At 62.1% G+C, this 23,658-nt stretch carries 16 protein-coding genes and 2 pseudogenes; 9 read left to right on the top strand and 9 right to left on the bottom strand.

Annotated features, from left to right (window positions below):
- Positions 1-16: 16 nt before the first annotated feature.
- From ACLF6L_RS01570 to ACLF6L_RS01550, 5 genes are all read right to left on the bottom strand, one after another.
- Positions 17-550, bottom strand: coding sequence for a DUF2939 domain-containing protein (locus tag ACLF6L_RS01570; protein WP_412852208.1), 534 nt, complete (start codon positions 548-550; stop codon positions 17-19).
- A gap of 546 nt (positions 551-1,096) precedes the next feature.
- On the bottom strand, positions 1,097-1,993 hold the full coding sequence (locus ACLF6L_RS01565; RefSeq protein WP_412852207.1) for a hypothetical protein: 897 nt from the start codon (positions 1,991-1,993) through the stop codon (positions 1,097-1,099).
- Positions 1,990-3,237, bottom strand: coding sequence for a hypothetical protein (locus ACLF6L_RS01560; RefSeq protein WP_412852206.1), 1,248 nt, complete (start codon positions 3,235-3,237; stop codon positions 1,990-1,992). The genes ACLF6L_RS01565 and ACLF6L_RS01560 overlap by 4 nt, the downstream gene beginning before the upstream one ends.
- Positions 3,234-3,860, bottom strand: a complete 627-nt coding sequence (locus ACLF6L_RS01555; RefSeq protein WP_238617814.1) for a condensin complex protein MksE — start codon at positions 3,858-3,860, stop codon at positions 3,234-3,236. The genes ACLF6L_RS01560 and ACLF6L_RS01555 overlap by 4 nt, the downstream gene beginning before the upstream one ends.
- Complete coding sequence (locus tag ACLF6L_RS01550; protein WP_412852205.1) at positions 3,857-7,522, bottom strand: ATP-binding protein; 3,666 nt, start codon at positions 7,520-7,522, stop codon at positions 3,857-3,859. The genes ACLF6L_RS01555 and ACLF6L_RS01550 overlap by 4 nt, the downstream gene beginning before the upstream one ends.
- A 422-nt stretch (positions 7,523-7,944) precedes the next feature.
- Here ACLF6L_RS01550 and ACLF6L_RS01545 point away from each other — a divergent pair, with 422 nt between their 5' ends.
- Complete coding sequence (locus ACLF6L_RS01545; protein ID WP_238617816.1) at positions 7,945-9,705, top strand: bifunctional metallophosphatase/5'-nucleotidase; 1,761 nt, start codon at positions 7,945-7,947, stop codon at positions 9,703-9,705.
- A gap of 243 nt (positions 9,706-9,948) precedes the next feature.
- On the opposite strand, the gene fabV is transcribed toward ACLF6L_RS01545, so the two are convergent.
- Positions 9,949-11,139: an enoyl-ACP reductase FabV gene (gene fabV, locus ACLF6L_RS01540; RefSeq protein ID WP_238617817.1), complete on the bottom strand. Its 1,191-nt coding sequence runs from the start codon at positions 11,137-11,139 to the stop codon at positions 9,949-9,951.
- A gap of 354 nt (positions 11,140-11,493) precedes the next feature.
- On the opposite strand from fabV, the gene ACLF6L_RS01535 reads away from it, so the two are divergent.
- Positions 11,494-13,074, top strand: coding sequence for a chemotaxis protein CheB (locus ACLF6L_RS01535; protein WP_412852204.1), 1,581 nt, complete (start codon positions 11,494-11,496; stop codon positions 13,072-13,074).
- The gene (locus tag ACLF6L_RS01530) at positions 13,064-15,274 is read left to right on the top strand and encodes an EAL domain-containing protein (protein ID WP_412852203.1); all 2,211 of its coding nucleotides are present in this window, start codon (positions 13,064-13,066) and stop codon (positions 15,272-15,274) included. The genes ACLF6L_RS01535 and ACLF6L_RS01530 overlap by 11 nt, the downstream gene beginning before the upstream one ends.
- Positions 15,275-15,541: 267 nt before the next feature.
- On the opposite strand, the gene ACLF6L_RS01525 is transcribed toward ACLF6L_RS01530, so the two are convergent.
- Together ACLF6L_RS01525 and ACLF6L_RS01520 are read right to left on the bottom strand one after the other, a co-directional pair.
- Positions 15,542-16,870 (bottom strand): hemolysin family protein, encoded by a 1,329-nt coding sequence (locus tag ACLF6L_RS01525; protein ID WP_238617820.1) that lies wholly within the window; start codon positions 16,868-16,870, stop codon positions 15,542-15,544.
- 310 nt (positions 16,871-17,180) lie between these two features.
- Positions 17,181-18,421, bottom strand: a pseudogene (locus ACLF6L_RS01520) (IS3 family transposase).
- 205 nt (positions 18,422-18,626) lie between these two features.
- Between ACLF6L_RS01520 and ACLF6L_RS01515 the strand changes: the two are divergent.
- Entirely contained in the window at positions 18,627-19,295 is a 669-nt protein-coding gene (locus tag ACLF6L_RS01515) for an HAD-IA family hydrolase (protein WP_238617821.1), read from the top strand.
- Between the two features lie 40 nt (positions 19,296-19,335).
- Here the strand turns inward: ACLF6L_RS01515 and ACLF6L_RS01510 are convergent, their stop codons facing one another.
- Positions 19,336-19,683: a hypothetical protein gene (locus tag ACLF6L_RS01510; RefSeq protein ID WP_238617822.1), complete on the bottom strand. Its 348-nt coding sequence runs from the start codon at positions 19,681-19,683 to the stop codon at positions 19,336-19,338.
- Positions 19,684-20,641: 958 nt separating this feature from the next.
- Between ACLF6L_RS01510 and ACLF6L_RS01505 the strand changes: the two genes are divergently transcribed.
- The 5 genes and pseudogenes from ACLF6L_RS01505 to ACLF6L_RS01485 all read left to right on the top strand — a co-directional run.
- Entirely contained in the window at positions 20,642-20,929 is a 288-nt protein-coding gene (locus tag ACLF6L_RS01505; protein WP_238617823.1) for a DUF4389 domain-containing protein, read from the top strand.
- 17 nt (positions 20,930-20,946) lie between these two features.
- Positions 20,947-21,942 (top strand): Acg family FMN-binding oxidoreductase, encoded by a 996-nt coding sequence (locus ACLF6L_RS01500; RefSeq protein WP_238617824.1) that lies wholly within the window; start codon positions 20,947-20,949, stop codon positions 21,940-21,942.
- 327 nt (positions 21,943-22,269) lie between these two features.
- The gene (locus tag ACLF6L_RS01495; RefSeq protein WP_238617825.1) at positions 22,270-22,653 is read left to right on the top strand and encodes an MbcA/ParS/Xre antitoxin family protein; all 384 of its coding nucleotides are present in this window, start codon (positions 22,270-22,272) and stop codon (positions 22,651-22,653) included.
- Positions 22,637-23,338 carry an RES family NAD+ phosphorylase gene (locus ACLF6L_RS01490; protein WP_412852202.1) on the top strand — a complete coding sequence of 234 codons (702 nt, stop codon included), beginning with the start codon at positions 22,637-22,639 and terminating at the stop codon, positions 23,336-23,338. Before ACLF6L_RS01495 ends, ACLF6L_RS01490 begins: the two co-directional genes overlap by 17 nt.
- Positions 23,339-23,359: 21 nt before the next feature.
- A pseudogene (locus ACLF6L_RS01485) lies at positions 23,360-23,633 on the top strand (Rpn family recombination-promoting nuclease/putative transposase); the annotation flags it as partial.
- Between the last annotated feature and the right edge of the window lie 25 nt (positions 23,634-23,658).

The following is a 23,658-nucleotide window of genomic DNA, read 5'->3' as shown; positions in this document are numbered from 1 at the left end:
GGCCGTCCCCGCCTCCCTAGGGCCGGACCTCGGCAGCCCAGGGGAGGCCAAGGGAAGCCAGTTTCCACGAAAAATTCCCCTGTCGATGCAGGATCAGATCCACTTGCTGAATCGGGTCACGCTCGCTTTCGATGGTGACCACAAACCGGTCCAGACCCGCATACCCCATGCGGATGCGGGTCTCGCCCTGGGAAGTAAAGCTCATGCCGCGACCATCCGGCTCGGGGATGTATCCCTCCATGATGGTGGCTATCCCGGCCGGAGAAACCACGGCATCCACCAGCGGCTTGAGCAGCGCACCCGCCACCGCCACACCGAGCCCGCCGAACGGGTTGTCCCGGCGAAAATCCGCCAGTTCCTGGGCCAGAACCTCATTGAGGCTCTGACGCACATCTTCCCTCAGGGCCGGAAAGTCCACATGGCGGGCCAGCCTGTCCGCATCCCGGGCTTCCACTGCCACCTGCATCTGGGAAGCCGTGTAGTAAGGCGCATAGTAATACCAGCCGCCCAGTGCAAGCAGGCCGGCAATGACCAGGGGTTTGACAAGCATTTTCATAGAACCTCCGCAAGGAAACCCGCGATTTCAATCGCGGGAGGAATTGCGGTTGGGCGAAGCGCACCCTGTGGTAAAATCAAGCCACTTGCGTTCAAGTCGCTGTGCATGGCTCCCAATCCAATGGTGCGCACCGGGGTTCCCGGTGGCCGGCATCCCAGGTTACCGCAAAGCGGTGGGAGCACAGGATCTGTAGCCGTTCTCCACCGAGGCGCTAATATCGGCGGATTGGCGAGACTGCCGTCTCGCCAAGGGCTGCTGTAAACCGGCCTAATGTCGGGGATAGGCATTGTCTCGTCCTACGATAAAGCCTGCGACTTCAGTCGCGGGTTGTTTACAGAAGAATGACCATAAAAACTGAACTGAAATGGCCACGAATCCTTGGCTAAGGCCCGCCATCGACGGGCAGGAGCGAAAAAATAGCCGATATCCTAGCGGAATCGGCGGCTTCAGGCATGCCATTCGACGGGCCGCGAACATTGCTCTCTCGAAGCCACGAGAAGCCGGGGCTTGAACAGTTGCATCCACCCGGGGCTGGATGAATCAACGGTCCGGGGCGGAAGATGGCGCCAGTGATACCACCATCAGCTGGGCACCAAACCACTGCTGGCGCAGGCCGCGCTGCTGCCCAAGCATGAGGGCCAGGTAATCGGCCAGCGGATGCCCCGAGGGCAGGCGTGCCGCATGGTCACGCAAGATTGCCTGGCAGGGTTGCTGCTCTGCGGGCAGATGCCCGGCGGTGGCCCGCTCGGCCAGCCAGGCGATAGGCGGCAGCAAAAGATCGGTCGCGCCACTACTCAGGGCATGGCGGACACCCGCCGCATCGAAGTCGCCGAAGTAGACATGCGCCCTGCCCGTGCCGGCCCAGGCCTGCGCCAGCCTGCCGAAACCACCGCCATAATGACTGTCGCCGCGATAGAGCAGCAGTGGACGGGACCAACGTGCCAGCACGGGAAGACCCGGTTCCAGGTCGTAGAAGCTATCCAGGTTCTCCACCTGAACGAGGACATCGAAGGCGGACAGATCGATATGGCGCCAGTCGAGATCCTGGATGTCCCGGGGCGCCGGAGTGATGCCGGGCCGGGATTCTCCGGCTGGCAGGCTGACCAGCACACGGTGGTGGCGCGGGCTTTCCCGCAGGCCCTTCTCTTCGAGATTGCCATGACGGGCCTGTTCGGCAGTGGTCAGGCCGCCAAGATCGACCGCAAGGGTCGGCAAACTCGATGCCTCAAGGATCGTATCGATCTGCGCCAGCAGGTCTTGGTCGAAGCGAAAGGTGCGGCCGGCGCAGCGCATGCCCAATTCCACGTCATGCGCATGGCACCAGGCCTCGATCTCCGCCATGACCTTGCCACCGCGGGACTTGTCGACGCGGGTTTCCTGGCGCAGCTTCCTGCGCACATCACGCAACAGCCGGTAGGCACTCGCTGAAAGGCTCATGCGGGTAGCGCCAGCCGTAAGTGCACATCGTGAATCAGGCGCAGATGGTTGAAGGGGCTGGCCTCGGTCTCCACCCGGTGCAGCCGGAAGGCACGCTGCTCGCTTCGCGGCAGCGCCTGATACTCGGCAATCACCTGGAAGAGCCAGAGTTCCTCGTCCCAGTCCAGATCGCTCCCCTGCAGATACTCCAGGGCGCTCACCCCCTCGCCGTCCTGATCCACCACCGCCAGATAGAATCCCTCCACATCTTCCTTGAGGGCCTGCCGGCGAGCGGCCACCCGGGTGTCCTCCGGCCACTCGGCGACACCGGCGGCGGTGACCGGTTCCGGGCGCGACACCGACCGTGGCAGGCAGTGCAGCAGTTCGGTGATCAGGCGTGCGTCGGCATCGTGATCCAGGGCAACCGCCCCGGCGGGCCTGATGGGTGCCGCCCGGTTGATCAGTTCGGGCACCTCGCTGCGTCGAGCGTAGTTTCCAGGCACGAAGCCTGGGTGCTCGCGCAGGAAACCCACCATGCCGGCCACCAGCCGGCTGCGCGACTGCTGCTGACGGAACCGCGCCATCAATTCGATCAGCCGCCGCTGCACCTCCCGCAGGCTGGTGTAATGGTGGGTGAGTTGCTGCTGCAGGCCGCTGACCAGCAGTTTGCGCAGGGCACCGTCGCTGCCCACCAGTTCGATCAGTTCGTCGAACTTGATCAGCTCCAGGCCGTCCAGCAGGCGCACGATCTGTTTCTGGGCGCGCTCGTTCTCGCGGATCTTGTCGCCCAGGCGACTGACGAAACCGAAGTCACTGTTGAGGCGCCGCCACAGGCTGTCGATGGCGTCGGCGAAACGACCGTTCAGGTCATCCACCTCCTGGCGCAGGCGCAGAAGCTGCTGTTCCTGGCGCCAATATTCGCCGGCGTCGCGGGCCTCGCGGTAGCTCTGCACCAGACTGTGCATCAGCTCCAGGGTCTCGGCCACATCGGCATTGACGTGACGGCGGGCCTCGTCGGCCAGCATCTCGGCGATCAGCTCGCGCACCTTGGGGGCCAGCTTCACCCCGCCCTGTTCGTCGGGGCGCCACAGGATCCGCGCACCCAGCAGACGGTTCAGGGCCTGGGTGCTCAGACCTTCCAGCGGTACCTCGTCGCGGGCGTAGCCCGCCATCAGCGTCTCGGCGTGCCGGCCCAGCAGCCCCAGGCGGTCAATACCCAGGCTGATCAGCCGACTCTCCAGGGCATGAGGATCACCGCTGCTCATAGCAGACTCTGCTGACTGGACGAGGACTGATCCTTGATGGGCAGATGCTCCTCGTCGCGGATGAAGCGTACCAGATCAATCAGGTAGTCGATCTTGCCGGTCACCACGTAGTACTGCCGGTCGGCATGGGGCTGCAGCAGGTAGCCATGCTCCTTGAGACGCTTGAAGACCTGCTTGAGCTGGGCATCCAGCTGGTCACTCTGGGAGCCGAAAAAGGGATCGGAGGCCAGCCGATCCAGGCGATCCCGCAGGCCCTGGTGATCCTCGCAGCGGGAGCTGAAGTCGGCGGGCTTGAGTACGTCCCCGGGGGCCGCCAGACCGTCGCGACCCAATGTCTCCTGCACCAGCTGCAGCCACTCCAGCATCGGCAGCAGGCTGCCCACCGTGTCGCTGAGTTGCCGGGAAAGCTGCTCACGGGCGGCCTCATCGATCCGCAGCCAGGCCAGGAAATACACATTCCCATCGGTGTTGGTGGCCAAACGACGATTGAGCGGACGCAGGTAGGCGTCGATCTGCTCACGGACCGTCTCATCCTGAAGGTGGCGGAAGGCGGTTTCATCGCTCACCGCGCAGAGGAATTCGCCGGCCAGCAGACGCTCCAGCAGCGGGCCCTGTTCGATCATGGGGACACCTCCTCGGCGCGCGCCTGCAGACGCTGGGCCAGGCGGCTCAGACGCGGTTCGATGCGTTTGAGACGGCGTTTGCCGGGATCCGACTCATCGCGGTCAATCAGGTAGCGGTTGTGGAACAGCAGCAGCACGTCCGACTCCGGGTTGGGGAAGGCACCGACGATATGGATATCGTTGTTGTCGCAGGCGTCGAAGATCTTCTCCACGTTGTGATAGGCCAGGGTGCCGATCTCGTCGATGGGCCAGTGAACGGCCACCTGAGCCTGGCCGCGCAACAGGCGAGTGAAGGCCAGCAGGAACTTGCACAGGATCAGGTAAGCCATGCCGTGACTGGAGGACTCCAGCAACTGGCGGTCACTCTTGATCACCAGGTCCGTGCCGCCTTCACTCAGGTGCAGTTCCAGGCGCAGCAGGCTCTCGAAGCTGTACTGCTGATCACTGCGCAGCAACTCCACCACGTCGGCCAGGGCATCCAGATAGTCGTCTCCGGGCAGCGGCTGGCCCGAATCACGCCACTCCCGGTAGCGCTGGGTGAAGCGCTTGAGCGGCTCCCAGAACCCCAGTTCGTCGATGGTGGACTGGATCTTCACCTCGGCGCGACCAATGCCCTCCAGCTTGAGGTCATCGGCCACCTCGTCGGAGAGGCGTCGGCTCTGAGCGTTGATGCGTCGGTTGAGGTCGCGGAACACGGTGAAGAACTTGTCCAGGTCGTCGCCCATGTTGCGTCCTTCCTGCTGGAGCTGCTCCTGTCGGCTCTCGAGCAGTTGGAGCATGCCGGCCAGCACACCGAGCATGCGACGGGGGCCGGTGTCGTCGAGCCGGGCGCGCTCTGCAGCCAGGGTCTCGTGAAAATCCGCACTGGCACCCTTGATCAGGTCAGACTCCATGTTCTGACAGCCCTGACGCAGCGCGTCCTGGGTGCGGGTGTGATCCGCCAGCGCCTGACGGACACGTTCGATGCGCTCGCCGACATCCCCCGGAGCCTCGCCCTGGGAGGCCGGTGCCGGCTCCAGGTGCAAGTCGTCAAGCCGGGTGAGCAGTGGTGCAAGGGTCTCGACCAGTTGCTGTTCAGCACCGCGCCGCTTCTCAAGATCGGCAACCGCTGCCCCATGTGCCTTTCGGGCCGTCTCGAACTGCTGCTTGAGCTGTTCCCGTTCGTGCACGGCACTCTGGTGCTCGCGGCCCAGCTCGGTCTGCCGGGTCAGCAGATGCGGCTTGCGCTCGCCCCAGTCCACCCGCATGAAACGCGCGTAGGCTTCGAGTTCCTCACGACGGCCCTCGGTCTGACGAATGCGTTGCTCCAGCGCCTTTGAGCGTGAGCGGGTCTCGTTGAGACTGGCGGTGTCCACGCCCTGCTCGGCCAGTTCACGTTCGAAGGCGGCCTCGAGTTCCTCGCGCTGACGACGGTTTTCGTTCTTGAACTCGGCCAACTGGCGCCGGTGCTGGGCGATCTGCTCATCGAAACCGGCGAGACGCCCGCGGAATTCGTCGTTGAGTGCCTGGCGCTGGGCGTGGTGGCTTTCGGCCAGCGCCTGCAGGGCCTGTTCCCGCTCCTCATTCAGTGCCTGCTGCAGGCTCTCCTGTTCCTTGAGGGCCTCGCGGCAGGCGGCCCGCCGGGCCTGACGGGCCGCCTCGTGGCGCTGGTGGCACTGGTTGCGCGCCTGCAGGGCATAGTTCACGTCTTCAGCAGCACGGCGGTGGGCGGCGCGGGCACGATCGAGCCGTGCGGAGGCCTCCTGTACCTTGTCATGGCGGGCCTTGAGGGCTTTCTCGGCAGAGTCTTCGGCCTTACCCGCCTGATCCAGCGCCTGCTGGGCAGTCTCGATCTCGGCCAGCAAGGTGGCCTCATCCCAGGCGTGATCAGGCAGGGGGATGGCAGCGAGATCCACCACCAAGCCATAAAGATCGTCGCTGGCAGCGTCGTTGAACTGCGGGGCCAGGTCGCGACGATCAAGCAGTTCCGGGGCGATCACCTTGCCAAGGCTCTGCTCCCAACCCGGGCGTTGGTGGCGCAGAAAATGGCGCAGGCTGCCCTGGGCGGGATCACGCTGGATCAGCAACCCATCAAGGCGCCGTTCGGCCCGGGAGCGCTGCTGACGGGCAAGCTCCAGATCCTGCTCGGCATGATCCCGTTCACGCTTGCACGCTTCGAGTTCGCCGCGAATCGCCTCCACCGCGGCGGCCGCCGCTCCCTGTTCGCTCTGGGCCTGGTCGACCCGGGCCTGGACCTGCTGGGCCTCGTGGACCTCCTCGGTCGTCTGGCCGTCATGGGACAGTTGGGCCTTGAGCTCGGCAAGCCGGTTGGCCCCCTCATCCAGGCGGCTGCGGTAGCCATCATCCACTGCCCTTCGGCGTTCCTGATGGTCGGCCTCCAGGCGTTGTTCCTGTTCACTCCGGGCCTCGCGACAGGCTTCCTTCTCCTTGTCGAGGGCGTCGATGCGGGCCTGAGCCTCATCGCCGCGGCGTTCGAGCAGATCGCCAAGCTCCACCAGCCGGGCATTCAGGCGTGCCCTGCTCTCCTGCGCCGCCTGCTGCATCAACTCCAGATGATCACGTAGTTGCTGCAACGCTTCACGCCAATGGGGCAGTGCCTCAAGGTCGCGCTCAAGCCCGGGCATATCGGCTGCCTTGAAGGCCTCAAACTGGCGTTGCAGGTCGTCGAGCACGCGTCGAGTCTGATCCAGTTCGCTGTCCAGTTCGCTGATGCGGTCGTTGAGGGCACCGCGGGCCTCCTCATGGGCCTCTTCGCGGGCCTGGAACTCACGCCGAAGCGCATTGAGCTGAGCCTCAAGGTCAGCGCCTGCGCGCTCGGCACCTTGGAGGTCCGCCTTGAGCCTGGGCTGTAGCCGAGACAGTGCAGCCTCCAGATCGGCCATCTCGCGGTCGAGGCGCTGCAGGTCTTCCAGGGCCCGTTGCAGGGGGGCGAGACGCATGGACTGGCGCATGCGAGCGATCCATTCCCGGGCCTTGGTATTGCGGATACGGGTCACCGGCAGCTCGACGCCATCTTCCTCGAAGATGGCCGCCAGCATGGTCTTGAGGGTGTCCATCTTGCCCTCCTTGGCGTGCACCGCCGAGACCAGCTTCTCCATGTGGCGGATGCGATGCCCGGTACCCACCAGGCTGAAGCGGGCCGCCATCTGGCGCAGGCGCAGCGATTCGCGGCTGTTGCCGTATTGCTGGGTGAAATCGTTCTGGATCACCGCGCGGTATTCGGAACTCGCACCGAGTTTCTGCGATACCTCGATGCCCTGGCGGCGCAGGCCGGTGGCCCACTGGACGTAATCCAGCGCGGTCACACCCCCCTCGCTCACGACCAGATAATCCTCGGGGCGATAGGGAGCACCGACGAAGCGATATTCCACCCCACCCTCGCTCTTGCGGGTGAGGACCGCTTGACAGACATCACCCGCCTCGCGACGGTACTCATAGACCAGGTAGCTATTGCGGTGCGGCAGGTAGAAAAGGTCGAACTTGAGCCGCGTCCGGGGCACCACCTTGTTGGGCAACTCGCCGTAGAACACCGGCACCAGCCGCTGCAGGGTCGTCTTGCCCGAGGCATTGGTGCCGCAGATATTGGTGTGACCATCCACATCCAGCTCGACCACCCCTTCGAGATGGCCATGAATCATCACGATGCGTAGCAGGTGCGCCATGTTGCGTCCTTGATCCCCTAACATCCGGAATGCCTATTTTGCCTGTTCTTGGAGTCCAGCCCATCATGTTCAATCCCGCATAAGGGATCAAGCACGGCGGCCACTGCAAACTTCTTTCTCATCAACCGTTTACTCGGGCATGCAGTCGACTCTCAGACAGCACGATGAGCGGTTCGACCATCACCAGGGCCCGGTTTTGTTGTCGTGACAGCGGGCGCCGCCCCCTGTCATTGTTTCGTCCGAGGAGCTTCATGCCTCCATCACTTCGCTGTCATACCCTGACGCTAGCATTGCATCCGGTGACTTTACGGAGAGGCTGCCATGCGACATATCCCGTGCAGAGAGCCCCTTCGTGTCTCGACCTTAGCCTTGGCACACTGACTTTATCATTGAAGGGACTAGACCTAGGGGGTTGATTTCCAATGAGAAAGGTGATTTTCACTCTACTCCTGACGGGCCTACCCATCTGGCTGATCGGGTGCAACTCGTCAAATTCTTCGAGCAATGACCAAGATACGGTTCCACGCGCCACTCTCACCTTGCTACACACGAACGACATTCATGCCCGTCTCGAACCTGTTTCCGCGACGTTTGACGGCGACCCCGAACATGGTGGCGTGGCCCGCGTGAAAACCGTGGTCAACCAGGTCCGTTCCGAAGTCGGTGACGACAACGTGCTGCTCGTGGATGCCGGCGACTACTCGCAGGGAACGATCTTCTGGAACGCCTGGAAGACCTCCGATGCGATCATGTTCCTGAACGACATCGGGTACGACGCCATCACGCTGGGCAATCACGAATTCAATCTGGGTCCGGCTAACTTGGCGGCCCGCCTTGAGGGGCTGCCCGTGACCATCGCGGGTGTGGACTATGCCACCGAAGCAGCTGCAATGCCTGTGGTGGTGACCAACCTGGATCTTTCCGGTGTTCCTGAACTGGATGCTCGCGTTCAGCCCAGCGCGATTGTGGACAAGGCGGGAGTCCGGATCGGCATCGTTGGTCTGATCACCGACACGACACAGAACATTTCCAGCCCGGGATCCGACGTGGTGTTCCTTGATTACGTCGACAGCGTGCAAGCAGAGGTCAACCGGTTACACAACGACGGTGTTCGGCACATCGTATTGCTCTCACACGTCAACTACACCGATGACCTTCGTCTTGCCGGACAGCTCTCTGGCGTCGACATCATCGTATCTGGCCATGACCATGTGTTGCTGGGAGACGAAAACGATTTGCCGGAGTGGACGCATCGCCATATCCGGGGTCCCTACCCGGCAGTGGTCGAAGACCTCGACGGCAACACGACACTCGTGGTCAGCGCATGGGAGTGGACACGGGCTGTTGGGCGTCTTGATGTGGAATTCGATGACCGCGGTCGGGTCGTCAACTGGTCCGGTGGCCCGATCATGACTGAACTGAGTATCGCGGAGGAACCCGACCTGGCGCAGAAGGTGGCGGATTACCGGGTCCCTGTGAATGCGTTTGCCGATGTGATCATCGGCTCCTCTGGGATGGTCTTCGACGGTAACCGTAACCGCATGCGCTACGAGGAAATGCCCTTGGGCAACCTGGTGACCGACACCATGCTGAACTTCGATCAGATCGCACCCCTGAACGTCGACGCAGCCCTCGCCAACGGGGGCGGCATCAGGGCCTCGATCGATTCGGGAGATGTCAGTTACGGCGACGCGCTCTCGGTCTTGCCATTCGGCAACTCACTGGTTGTAATGGATGTCACTGGAGAGGAGCTGGTGGCCGCACTCGACAACGGACTGACCCATGCCTACGACGCCGGCGAAAACCGTATTCGCTCAACCGGTGCCTGGCCTCAAGTCGCGGGCATGACGGTCACCTACTGCCTGGCAACGGTTGCGGACATTCAGGCCGACCCGGCGGTTCTGCCTCCGGCCTCGTGCGCGGATTCACTGCGTGATGGCGGCGTGGTGACACGTGTGGAGATCGGTGGTGAGGAGGTTACCCTCGATCAGACCTACCGCATCGTAACCAATAACTTCCTGGCGAGCGGTGGCGATTTCTATGAATCCCTCGCACAGGCCTGCAAACGCTCCGGTAATTTCTGCGAGGACACCTTCTTTCTGATGCTTGATGCCTTCATCGCTGAATTTGAGAACCATTCCCCGGTCACCCGGGCAGTTGAGGGTCGCCTCGTGGCGGAGTGAGTAGTTTCGACTGTATCAGAGTCGAATGGGGCACCTGATGGTGCCCCATTGCCTTTAAAATCCCAGCAGCTGTCTGCCCGGCCCCACTGACCACACCATCCATGGATCAGCCCTTGCGCTTAGGGCAATCCTTGCAGTGTTTGCGATCTTTGTCTTTGTACTTCTTGCAACATTTGGGCTTCTTATTTTTTGACATCGCTCTCGCCCTCATCGCCGCTGCGTGTGGGCCGGCACAGTGGCGGGTCAGACCAGCCCACGGATCTCCACGTCCGGATTGACGTCGGCATCGTAGTCCACGCCCTCAACGTCGAAGCCGAACAGACGCAGGAACTCGTGCTTGTAGCCGGCCAGATCGGTCAGTTGATAGATATTGTCGTCCTCGACCTGGCCCCACAGCGCCTCGACCCGCGCCTGTACCTCCGGATCCAGCTCTTTGTAGTCGACCCGGATGCGACCTTCGTCGTCCAGCACCGGGGCGCTGCCGTACAGGCTTTCGCGGAACAGGGTGTCGATCTGCTCGATCACGCCCTCGTGGGTGCCCTTCTCCTTCATGACCCGGAACAGCAGCGCCAGGTAAAGGGGCATGACGGGGATGGCCGCACTGGCTTGGGTCACCACCGCCTTGAGCACGGTCACCCGGGCATCGCCGCCGCGCGCGGCCAGCTGCCGGCGGAGGTCCAGTACCCGCCGGTCCAGATCCTTCTTGGCGGCGCCGATGGTGCCGTTCCAGTAGATGTCGTGGGTCACCTTTTCGCCGAGGTAGGTAAAGGCGGTGGTCTGGGCGCCCTCGGCCAGCAGGCCGGCGGCGTCCAGGGCATCGATCCACATCTGCCAGTCCTCGCCACCCATCACGGCCACGGTGCTGTCGATCTCCTCCTGGCTGGCCGGTTCGATGGTGAAATCCTTCACCACTTCCTTGTCGGTGTCCAAACCACGTTGGGTGACGGTCTTGCCGATGGGCTTAAGGGTGGAGCTGAAGATCTCGCCGGTCTTGGGATGGGTGCGGCGCGGCGCGGCGACGCTGTAGACCACCAGGTCCACCTGGCCCAGGTCCTGCTTGATGGTCTCCAGGGTCTTGGCCTTGATCTCGTCGGAGAAGGCATCGCCGTTGATGCTCTTGGCGTACAGCCCCTCGGCCTCGGCAAACTTGTGGAAGGCGGCGGAATTGTACCAGCCGGCGGTACCAGGCTTCTTCTCGCTGCCTGGACGCTCGAAGAACACCCCCAAGGTCGCGGCGCCGGAGCCGAAGGCAGCGGTAATCCGCGCAGCCAGGCCGTAGCCGGTGGAGGCCCCGATCACCAGGACCCGCTTCGGCCCAGCGGCGACCGGGCCCTGCGCCTTGACGTAGTCGATCTGCTGCTTGACGTTGGCCTCACAGCCCAGGGGATGGGTGGTAACGCACATAAAGCCGCGGACACGGGGTTTGATGATCATTGCGGGTTTCTACTCCTGGTTGTTCGCCACGGAGGTGACGGCTTGGGCTCAACGGCGCCGAGCGGGGCGCCAAGGCTGTCGATTCTAATCCAGCTCCGCCCTAATTGAGAGGTTTTGGGGAAAGAGGCATCGAACTGCCGGCGTCCCCCGACCCAAGAGAGGTGCCTGGGACCCGGCGGCGGCATGAGTCCGGGCGCGGGGCATCGTGACCCTGCCCCTCCCGGTTCCTTCATCCTCGCACCCATGGTATATGCTTCCAAGTGTTGCCACCGCACGAGGAAGGACCCCTTGCCACAGAGCACAATTCCACCCACCAGCCACCCCTCGACGGATGGCGCACCCCCCCCGGAACCCATGGTTTCCCCCGCCCCGACCGTGATCGTGGGCATCGGCGCCTCGGCCGGCGGCCTGGAGGCCCTTGAGCACTTTCTCACACCCGTGCCGGCAGACTGTCCGCTGGCCTTCGTGGTGGTACAACACCGACTCCCCGATCACGGCGGCCTGCTTCCGGAACTCCTGCAAAAGGCCACGCCATTGCCGGTAAGGGAGGCACAGGATCACATGCCGGTGCGGCCGGGCGAGGTCTATGTCATCCCGCCGGGCAAGAACCTGTCCGTGCAGCATGGACAGCTGCACCTGCTGGAGCCACCCGCCGGACGGGGCGCCAAGCTACCCATCGATTTTTTTCTGCATTCCCTGGCCACGGATAAACAGGCCCGCAGCGTTGGCGTGATCCTCTCCGGTAGCGGCTGTGACGGCACCTTGGGACTGCGGGCCATTCGCGAGCACGGTGGCATCACTCTGGCGCAGAGTCCGGAGGAGGCTCGCTTCCCCGACATGCCACGCAGCGTGATCGACGCCGGCGTGGTGGACCTGGTCCTGCCGGCCAGTGCCATGTTTGAGCGCATCACCCACTTCCTGGGGCGACATCATCAGGGTGACTCGGCGCCATGGCATCCCCGCGATGGGAACCTGGGCATCGGACTGGAGGAGATCATCGTTATTCTGCGCGCACGTACCGGCCATGACTTCACCCACTACAAAACCAAAACGCTGTGCCGGCGCATCGAACGGCGCATGGGCCTGCACCAACTGGACAGTCTGCCGGGCTATATCCAGTACCTCAGGAACAACCCCCAGGAGGTGGACCTGCTATTCCAGGAACTGCTCATCGGGGTCACCCACTTTTTCCGGGATCCCCCTGCCTGGGAGGCCCTGATCAAGCAGGCCCTGATCCCCATGATCCAAAGAGCCGGCCCCTTAAGTACCTTGAGGGCCTGGGTAGCGGGGTGCTCCACGGGCGAGGAGGCCTATTCTCTGGCCATTGCCTTTCGCGAGGCACTGGAAACGGTTGCCCCCACCGGCCAGGTGACCTTGCAGATCTTCGCCACGGATCTCAATGAAGAGCTTCAATCCACCAACGAGGAACTGACCACTTCCAAGGAAGAAATGCAGTCCCTGAACGAGGAACTGCAGACCATGAACGCGCAGTTACAAGCCAAGCTGGAGGAACTCACCGAAGCCAATAGCGATATGAACAACCTGTTTAACAGCACCGACGTTGCCACGATATTCCTGAGCAGCAACCTGACCATCCGACGCTTCACCAGTCCGGCCCAGCAGATCTTCAAGTTGCTCCCCGGCGACGTGGGGAGACCGCTGAGCGACATCGTCACCGACCTGGACTACCCCGACCTGTTTGAAAACGCCCGGGAAGTCTTGCAAACGCTGACGTTCTCACTGGAAGAAATCCCCACCCGCGACGGCCGCTGGTATCAGGTGAAGATCATGCCCTATCGCACCCTGGATGACGTGATTGCCGGTGTCGTGATCAGTTTCTCGGACATCACCAAGGCCAAAACACTGGAATCAAGACTCCGGGCTCTGACGTCGTGCTCGGGCACCAACGAAGAGGCCGGCAAACATGAGCACTGACATCTCCGAAGATGCCGATGAGTTGCGACGCAAGGCAGAGGAGGTGCTCGCACAAAGACAGCCTCCAGCGGACCCGACTCTCGACCAAGCCAGTCTCAAGGCCCTGATTCACGAGCTAAGGGTGCACCAGATCGAACTGGAGATGCAAAACGAAGCCCTGCAACAGGCCTGGAAAGAGGCGGAGCGCACCCGGGATCTGTTTGAGCAACTCTATGACCATGCCCCGGTGGCCTATTTCAGCCTGGATCCGGAGGGGACGATCCTCAACACCAATCTGGCCGCGTCCCAACTGCTGGGCATCCCCCGTGAGCAACTGGTCGGACGCCGGCTTGGGCTGTTCGTCACCCAGGATCAGCGCGGCGCACTCATTGACCTGCTGCGCCGAGCCTTTGCCGGTGAGTTCACCCAGCGCCGGGAAGTGACCATTCACCCCGTGGGCGGGGGCCAACGGGTGCTCCAGATCGAGGCCGGGATCCACCCCGTCGAAGCCACCCACTGTCTGCTGACCGGCACGGATGTGACCGCCATGGCGGAAGCCCGTCGGACCCTGGCCGTGGCGGCCTCCGTCTATGAGGCCCTGGATGAGGCCGTGATGATCTCCGACGATCGCCGGCGGATCGTGTCGGTCAATCCCGCCTTTACCCGCCTGACCGGTTACACCACCCACGAGACCTGCGAACAGACCACCGATCTCATTCGCGCCCACCAGGAGCCGGAGGGCTTTGATGCGCATCTTGACCGCACTTTGAGCACGATCGGCCATTGGCAGGGAGAAATCGGGCATCGTCACAAGAATGGCGTGCATTACACCGCTTGGACCACGATCCACTTGCTCAAGGACGAACAGGGCCACCCGCTGCGATACATCACCGTATTCCGGGACATTACCGAACAGCGCCGCGCCGAAGAAGCCATCTGGCGTCAGGCCAACTATGACTCGCTCACGGGCCTGCCCAACCGATTGCTGTTTCAGGACCGACTGCGCCAGGGAATCGCGCGGGTACGGCGTCACGGCCACTTTCTGGCCCTGCTTTTCCTCGATCTGGACAAGTTCAAGGAGGTCAATGACCGCTTTGGCCATGACGTCGGTGATGCCCTGCTGGTGGAAGTCGCCCAGCGCCTCAGCCGGAGCATGCGCAAGAGCGATACCCTGGCCCGTCTCAGCGGTGATGAATTCACGGTGATCGTGGAGGATCTGGCCGGTGATGCCGGTGCGGATGATTTGGCCGGCAAGATCCTCACAGCTATGGAGCAACCCTTTGTCGTGGAGGGCCACACACTCAGCCTGTCCACCAGTATCGGCATTGCCCTTTGCCCCACCGACGGCATCGAGATCAGGGATCTGCTCAGGGCCGCGGACCAGGCCATGTACGCCGCCAAGCAGGAGGGAGGACACCGTCTGAAGCATTACTCAGGCAAGGGTAATGCTGCCCTGGCGCTTCGCAATGCCTTGATGATCGATCTGCCTCGGGCCCTGGAGCGGGGCCAGTTCTCCCTGCATTTCCAACCCATTGTCGAGCTGGCAACGACCCGAACCGCCATGATCGAGGCGCTGCTGCGGTGGGATCACCCCGAACTCGGCATACTCCATGCCAGGCAGTTCCTGGGTCTGGCCCAGGAATGCGGCCTGTTACACCGGATCGATCAGTGGGTATTCAAGGAGTCCCTGGCCGTCATCAAGCAATTCAACGCCGGCCGTGGCGCCCCCCCCTTGCAAGTGGCCATCAATGAGTCGGCTCAATGCCTGGGGGATGTCCAGGGCGTGGATGAATGGAAAGCACAGTTACGTTCCTTTGGCGTGGCACCGGAATGCGTGGTCATCGAGATCACCGAGCGTCTGCTGCAGGAAGACGGCCAGCGGATTTACGACTGGATCACTCAGGTTCACGACAGCGGAATGAAGATTGCCCTGAGCCAGTTCGGCATCAGCCGCACGGGCATCCCCTGCCTGCAGCGCTATCCCATCGACCTGCTGAAGATTGACCAGGGCTTCGTGCAGAACATGCCCCATCACGCGACGGATCGAACCATCGTGAATACCATGATCAGCATGGCCCATCGCTTGGGTCTGCGGGTGATCGCCGAGGGGGTGGAGACACCCGAGCAACGGGACCTGTTGATCGCGGCGGGATGTGACTACGGCCAGGGTCATCTCTTTGGCGAGCCGCGGCCCCACAGACAACTCGCTGCCTTTTCCTGAGCGGCACTGGGTCGACATCGGCCGCGGTTTCGAACATATCGCGCTGACGGTGATCTTCCTGAACATCGCACACACGCACTTCGCACGGAACGACAGCCATCGCTGGAACAAAGAGATAGCCCGGACATGGAGAAGAACGCCGGGTGCCACTGCGGATAGTGGCGTGGTGCTCATCTTGCTTGGATTAGCCATGATGCTATTCATAGGCCCGATGCCCGTTGAGCATCATCACGGCTGAAAGCGATCAATCGCATTCTCGCCCTCCACCTACAGATTGGACTGTGGAGGTGGTTCGGGCGGCGTTAGGCGGGTGGCAAGAACTTGTGTAATGTGGAAGTGTTCCACCGCGACGACTTCGAAGCGGTAACCAGCATGCTCGACGGCGTCGGCGCGGCGAGGAATCTTGCGCAGCTTCCACATCAGGAACCCGGCCAACGTTTCGAAATTCTCGTCTTCTTCGAAGCGTTCGATCTGAAGCACCGAGCAGACCTCATCCACCGGGGTGAGGCCATTGATGAGCCAGGAGTCGCCGTCGCGACGGACGATCATGCGTTCTTCCACGGCCCAATTGCTCGCGGCCATGACGGTATCCATCACGTCGCGTAACGTGATCAGCCCCACGACCATCGAGTACTCGTTGATGATCAGGGCGAAATCCTGGCCGGCGCCCTGAAACGCCTCCAGCGCTTCGAGCAGGGTCAGCGTATCGGGAAAAACCAACAGGTCCCGCCGGATCGTCTCGGGGGTGAGGGCCATGGGTTCACCCGCCAGCAGACGGGAGAGCAGATCGTGTGTCTCGACATAGCCCACGGGGCGATCGAGCGACTTTTCGCACACCGGAAAGCGGCGCCGCGGATGCTTGCGCATCAGTTCCGACAGCCGCTCCGGCAGGGCTTGCTGGTCCAGCCAAACAATGTCGTCGCGACTCGTCATCGACGAGGTAACCAATCGCTGATCCAGTGCAAACACCTTTGAAATCAATGTCTGCTCTTCAATGAGCACCTCGCCGGACTGCGCCGCGGCCTCGGTCATCGCGATGATTTCGTCCGCGGTGACGGCTTCCTTTTGCGTGAGTTGGATCCCCAGGCGTCGAATGATGGCCGTCGCGAGACCGTCGATCGCCCATGCGACCGGACGCAGTACCCAGATCAGTATGCGCATCGGCCGGGCAGTGTACGCCGCAACGCCCTCGGGAGCTGACAATGCAATGCGCTTGGGGATCAAGTCAGAGAACAGAACAAAGGCCAGCGTGACCAGCAAGAAGGCTGCAATTGAGGCCACAAGACTGGTCTGGAGTTCAAAGCCGCCAGACAGACGCCACGGCTCGGCGCCGCCCATCAGCGACTGAAACCAAGGCGCCAAGACCGCCTCTGCAAGCATCCCTCCGAGCACGCCAAGAACATTCACACCAACAAGGATGACCGTGAAGAAGCGACCCGGCTGCTCCCGTAGCTGCAACGCAAGACGCGCGTGCCAATCACCTTGACGTACGCGCATCTCCAAGCGCGTCCGCCGAGCCGCCGCAAACGCGATCTCCGAGAACGACAAGAACGCCCCTGCCGCCACCAATAGCACCAACCAGAACATGCCGTGCATTGCGAATCTCTCCGGAAATAGGGGCCCTTGAGCAAGGGCGCGAGGAAGATACCCGGCGCATGCTTGCCCGACAGATCGTCAAGAAGTACGGTGCAATTCCCACTTGGGCACAGACCCGACTCGACCAGACCAATACCGAGCCACTAAAAACCTGGGCATATGCCATCACCCATCAACACGGCAATCACAACCGTTCCCTCATGCCTACCCAAACCTGCTCAGAAGTGTCTAAATGCGGGCATGCAGTCGTGCCAGTTTTGCCTTGGCCTTGTAAAGTGGACCCCATCGTCAAGACAGAAAGAGTACGAGTTTAAGCAATAGCTTGGGGTTCGCTCGCAGCGGAACAGCGCTGCCCTGGTACTGCGGTTTCACTGGGTGGCGTCACAGCCGACGGGCCGTACTTATCCACGATCAGTGCGCCTCCGCCCTGCCGGTTCCGATAGACCGTATCCGGTGTCTCGTTCGCCAGAGCCGCGTGGGGGCGTTCGCCGTTGTAGAACGCGAAGTAGTCCATCAGTCCCAGCGTGACTTCCTTGAGATTGGCGTAGCCCTTGAGGTAGACGTCTTCATATTTCACCGTCCGCCAGAGTCGCTCGACGAAGATGTTGTCAAAGGCCCTTCCGCGGCCATCCATGCTGATAGTGACTCCCTCTCGCTTGAGCACGCCAGTGAACGAGTCAGCCGTGAACTGCGAGCCCTGGTCACTGTTGAAGATCTCCGGTGGCCCGTACAGCTGCAGGGCCTCTTCGAGGCAGTCAACGCAGAAGGTCGTATCCATGGTGTTGCTGAGCCGCCAACTCAAGACCTTGCGGCTGTACCAGTCCAGGATCGCGACCAAGTAGGCGAAGCCCTGAGCCAGACGGATGTAGGTGATGTCGGTACTCCAAACCTGGTTGGGCCGGTTGACCACAACGCCACGCAGCCGATACGGATAAACCTTGTGCTGCGGGTGCGGACGACTGGTATGCGGACCCGGCGCGATCGCCGCCAACCCCATCCGACGCATCAGGCGCTGGACACACTTACGGTTGACCTTATGGCCCTGGGTCCGCAGCTCGACCACCATGCGCCGACTCCCGTAGAACGGCCGTCGTGTGTAGATCTCGTCGATGAGTCCACACAGCAGCAGGTCGCCGGCCTCATCCGGTGACAAACGCCAGCGCGCATACACGGTCGCCCGGGAAACCCCGGCCAGCGCACACTGGCGAACGATGGAGATCTCGCCACCCGCGTCAATCCAGTCTTGACGGTTCACGGCAGGTTGATCCCGGACTTTTTTTTGAGCCAATCGAGTTCCATCTTCAGGCGCCCAATCTCACCGTAGAGACGGTCCGGGGCATCCTTTTCCGACACTGGCTTGGGGCCCCGCTTGCCTTCGAAGAGCGTGCCAGCCTGCTCGAGGATCGCCTTCTTCCACTGGGTCACTTGGGCGGGATGGACCCCGTAGGCTTGACCGATCTCGTTGACGGTCTTGACCCCCTGAATCGCCTCAAGACCAACTTTCGCCTTGAATTCAGCGTTGTACGTGTTTCTCTTCCGTTTTTCAGTCATCTTGTTAGTATCCCGATTCAGCCCCCCACTCAGAGCTTAAACTGCTGTCTAGATATCGGGGTCCACTATAGCGCAAAAGCTGGACACGCGGGCATAGGCCACGGTGCGCGGCGCTGGACGCATCCCGGAGGAGAGCGTAGGCTGCCGGAAGAATGCCAGGAGTCATACCGACGTTACCGCAATCGCCGACACGGAGGCACCCCAAATGCCAGTTCGACCGAATGTCGTCGTTTTCGATGTGTTAGAAACCCTGCTTGACCTTGATCCACTGGCGGAACGCTTCAAAAAGGTAGGCCAACCGGCAGCCATGCTGGGTCCGTGGTTCATGCGATTCCAACGCGATGCCATGGCACTGAGCCTTGCCGGCGATGCCGCCCCCTTCGAGCCGGTTGCCCGTCAGGCCCTGCGGACCGAGTCGCGGCAGACCCTCAGCGAAGCCGATATCGACTACATCCTCGCGGGCTTCGCCTCGCTGCCCACCTTCGATGACGCTGCACCGGCCCTCCGCACTTTGTCGGAGGCAGGGATCACCGTCGGCTGCCTTACGGTCGGCAGCCCGGATAACACGCGATCGTTCCTTGAGGGTGCCGGACTGCTTCAGTGTGTTGATCACGTGATCACCGCGCAAGCGGCCGGCATGTGGAAGCCTCACCCGAGAATCTACCACTTCGCCGCGGAGCAGATGCGAACACCGATAGGCCGCATGGCGCTCGTTGCCGTGCATGCCTGGGACTGCCACGGCGCCAAGCGGGCCGGCGCGCTTGCCGGCTGGTGTGCCCGCCTTGAACTTCAACCTGGCGACGTTTTCCTGCCCGCCGACGTCACCGGCAAGACCCTTACCGAGGTGGCGGAAAAATTGGTGGCATTAAAGTAAGGGGAGCCTTTCCGCATGGGCTTGTGCAGATCTTTCTCAGTCAGTTATCCCAGCGACCGCCAGGCCCCATGCCGTTACCCGGACCCATGCCCCCTGCACCGGGCCCCATGCCGCCGCCGGGTCCCATGCGCCCCCCTTGGCCCGGGGGGGCGTCCGGCAATTCAATGCCCCTTTCCTCGGCCCTGGCCTTCATGCGGTCATGATGTTCCTCCCGAATTTGGGCCCGTTCCTCGGGGGTGGTTGCGGCCCGCATCCGGGCACGATATTCGTTTCGTTCCTCCTGGGTCATGAGCTGGCTGCCGTAGATGGGGAGCTCCGGTGTCGTCTGGGCCGCACCGAAGCCGGGCAGCAGGACGAGGGTCAATCCAAGGATGAGTGACTTGTTCATGAAACAGCCTCCTTGTGAAGTGAGCAGGTGTTCCCGCAATCTTCGCTCAGGCGAAGGTTGCCACAGGCGATGTGGTATTACCGGGGGTGAGCCGTCCTGAGCAGGATGTAGCACGCCTGCGGGTCCCGCATCCGGGAACTGCGTCGCGTTTCGTAAATGATTCGTATCGGGGAAAAATGGTCATTCGGGAAGGGAGATGGATTCACCGATCCATTGATCGGAAACGTCGAGGTCTTTGGGATAGCTTCCGAAGGTTCCCCGTGCCATCAGCAAACATAGTGCCCCATCCGATATGGGGAAGAGTCTGCAGTCGGTCATTAGCGGCCACTCCTCCCAAGCCCCGCGCGTCGCTTGCGTCCGCCTGCAGGATCCTTGGCTCTCAACACGTTTGCCCTGCCACGGCTGAGCCCCAGCAGCCTTGCCTGTTTGCCGTCGGCGCAGCCAGATATCCCAGCCCACCGCGCCGGCGGCAGCCAGCAGCGACAAACTGACCCCGCGGTGGCGGCGGAACCCGTGCACGACCGCCAGCGCCGTCAACACCGCGAACAGTGCGATCGCCCCGACCCAGATGCCTTCGTCGAGCGGGAGGCCGATTCCGAGAACCGCGAGCAGCCCCAGCCCTGCCCCTCATCCTGAGCGGCCGGTCGGAATACGATTCCGGGCACGTCCAAAGCACCCCACGAATCAAAGTTGATCGCGGTTTCAACTGCCCAATTTATCCCGCGCTTCCGTCATAACGCCCGCATTCACGGCTGGTTTTGAGCCCAGCGAAAAACCAGTCCGCCTATATGCGCTTGTGACCAGAACAGGATTGAGCGGCATGCGCTCGAAAGTACCGGCGAGTCATCCTCTTTTGCCAAGCACTCGGCAGCGACAACGGCTATCTTTGGTATCAGGCCGACACGGTGAACGTGTCTCGTGCCGCCGCCCCTACCCACATCCTCCAGGAGCCAGCCCCATGAACTCGCCGCCCCATACCGTGCCGCCCCCGCCGAAGAACCTTTGGTTTCATGGTCTCATCATGCTGATCCTGGTGCTCCTGGTGAATCTCGCCCAAACCGTGCTCGGTATTTGCGCCATCCTCCAGTTCTTCTGGATGCTGTTCACCAACGAGCGCAACGCGGGTATCGCCTGGTTCGGCCAAGGCATCGCCCATTGGCTGGCGGTCACCGCCCGTTTTCTGACCGGCGAGTCTGACGAACGCCCGTTTCCATGGACAAGCTGGTCAGGGCCACACACCGACTGAGGGGAGCCCCTGCGACGATGAACCACCTTGCCCGGGAATTGATCTCGTTCGCCGTGCGTGCCCCGTCAGGCCATAACACCCAACCGTGGCAGTTTTCGGTGGATCGAGACATCATCAGGATCTACCCCGACCTGTCCCGGCACCTGTCCGTCGTCGACCCGGACAATCACGCGCTGTTCATCAGCCTGGGTTGCGCGCTCGAAAACCTGAGCATTGCGGCCGCACATCAAGGGCTTTCAGCCCGAACTGACTACTTTCCTCCCGACGAGCCCAAGGAATGCCTGCGGGTTCGTCTGTGTGAGGGGGCTCAGGAGAATGTGGAGGCACTGTTCCGGGCGATTCCCGCCCGGCAGTCGAACCGCGGAATTTACGATGGTCGCGCGATCAATGAATCGGATCTTGAAAGGCTTCTGGAGGCCAATCCTTGCGAATCAGTGATGGTGCGATCCTTCCGGGTCGGTCATCCGGATATCGAACCGATCATCGGTTTTGTCCGGGAGGGCAACATCGCCCAGTTCAACGAACCGGCCTTCGTTAGGGAACTCGTGTCGTGGATCCGGTTTTCCCGGCGAGAGGCATCGGAGCAAAGGGATGGCCTGACCGCACAAGCTTTGGGGTTTCCTGCGATTCCCCGCTGGCTTGGATACTGGATCATGACGAAGCGGGTCAAACCGGAAAGTGAGGCCGCCCGGCAGGAGAAGGCCATCCGCAGTGCCTCCGCGCTGCTGCTCTTTATCGTCCGGGATCACGACAAGCGTCACTGGGTTGACCTGGGCCGCAGTTTCGAACGGGTGGCGCTGGTTGCGACCTCCCTGGGCATCGCCCACGCTCATGTCAACATGCCCTGCGAAGTCGAGCCGATTCGCGGGCGGCTCGCAGCTCACCTGGCACTGAATAGCGGGGAACAACCCCTGTTGCTGATACGCCTGGGCTACACGAGAAAGCGACCGCCACCCTCCCCTCGACGGCCAATTGACCAAGTGATCATGACACCAGGCAGAGCCTGGGACTGAACCCAGCGACACCGGCAAACTCAGTCCTGCCTTAGCACCAGTGGTTTCCAGGACGGTCCGCTTGGGGCACCACTGGAGACCTTCATCCGCAGAGACCGGATGTCCGGTTCGGGTCGGCAAAAGCCAGATATTCGCAGGCACCAGATCACATGGTACGCCGTTTGATAGACGCAATTACGTTTCGTGACAACATCGACCATGGGTCATGGTTTACACCACATGGTGCGCTTCGCGAACCAGAAAGACAGACAGATCATTTGAGCGCTATAATTAAAAGAGCGATCAAGTGTTCCATAACGAAACAGGCCATTTCCCAGGAGGTGCCCCATGCAGACGATGACGACGGAGCAACGCCAGACACTGGCTGCCGCCGGTTTGCGGGCTTATCCAAACATTGCCCGGGCATGGGGGCTCAAGGAGCAGGAGGCAGCGCGACTGCTGGGGGTCTCCGGCCCAACCTATCGACGCTGGAAGCGTGACCCGGAACGGGTACAGGCGGATGTGAACCTGCTGGAGCGTCTCTCCCTGATTCTCGGCATCTACAAAGCGCTGCATATCCTGCTGCCAAGGCCCGAATCCGCGCATGGCTGGGTGAGACGACCGAACACCAACCCCCGCTTTGGCGGACACCCCCCCCTTGAACGCATGCTTGGGGGGCATGTAGCAGACCTGGTGGCTGTGCGGGAGCATCTGGATGCCGCCCGAGGCTGATCTTCTCGCCCAGTTTTCAGAGGTGGAGGTGCATTGGCCCAAGAGCTACCGGATCGTACCTTCCCGTTTCCCACCCATAGACCTCTTCGAGGGTGTTGCCGGACAAGCCGGCGATCTGGCGGCCCTCCATGAGCTCGAGGGCCTGACCTCGAATCGCCTGCGCGAGGCGGCCGGCGAGATCCATCTGGTACCCGAACAGGATCGCCGATTCGGGCCCGGATACACGCCGGTCATGGCCGCCTTTACCTACCCGGCCCAGAGTCGTTTTTCCGATGGGGGCTACGGCGTGTATTACTGCGCCCGAGACGAGCACACCGCAGTGGCCGAAACCCGTCATCACCGCGAGCGTTTCCTCCGTGAATCATCGGAACCCTCGATCAACCTGGAAATGCGGGTTTATCTGGCAGAGTTGCGGGCGCCGCTGCTCGACCTCTGCGCCCCCACTGGCACTCCCTACCTCGACCCCCACGATTGGCGGCCTTCGCAGCATCTGGGACTTCAGGCCCGACAAGCAGGTCGTTACGGATTCATCTATCCCAGTGTAAGGGATGCCGAGGGCGGTCTGTGTGCGGGTGTCCTGAGGCCACCCGCCCTTGGGCCAACCCGGCAGGGCAGGCACCTGCAATATCGATGGGATGGCGAAAGGATCACCGACATCATTGAACTGAGGGCAACGGGATATTGACCTCGGGCCAATGATTTAGCCCTGGAGAAGGTCAGCGGCTCCTATGTGACCGACGAACTGCGTGATCGCGAGGATGACATCATCTGGCGCATCCGCTGGGGAAAGGACTGGCTGTATGTGTACCTGCTGCTGGAATTTCAAAGCAGCGTGGACCGGTTCATGGCGGTGCGCATCATGAGCCATGAACTATGTGGGACTGCTCTACCAGGACCTGATCCGCCAGAACAAACTGACGCCCAGCGGCAAGCTGCCGCCTGTCCTGCCGGTGGTGCTCTACAATGGAGAGGAACGCTGGCGCCAGGAGGGGCTATCGATCATGT

Source organism: Ectothiorhodospira shaposhnikovii (assembly GCF_047222355.1).
GTDB lineage: Bacteria > Pseudomonadota > Gammaproteobacteria > Ectothiorhodospirales > Ectothiorhodospiraceae > Ectothiorhodospira.
Note: the sequence above shows the minus strand (reverse complement) of the source record. Positions and strands in the feature narration are given on the sequence as shown.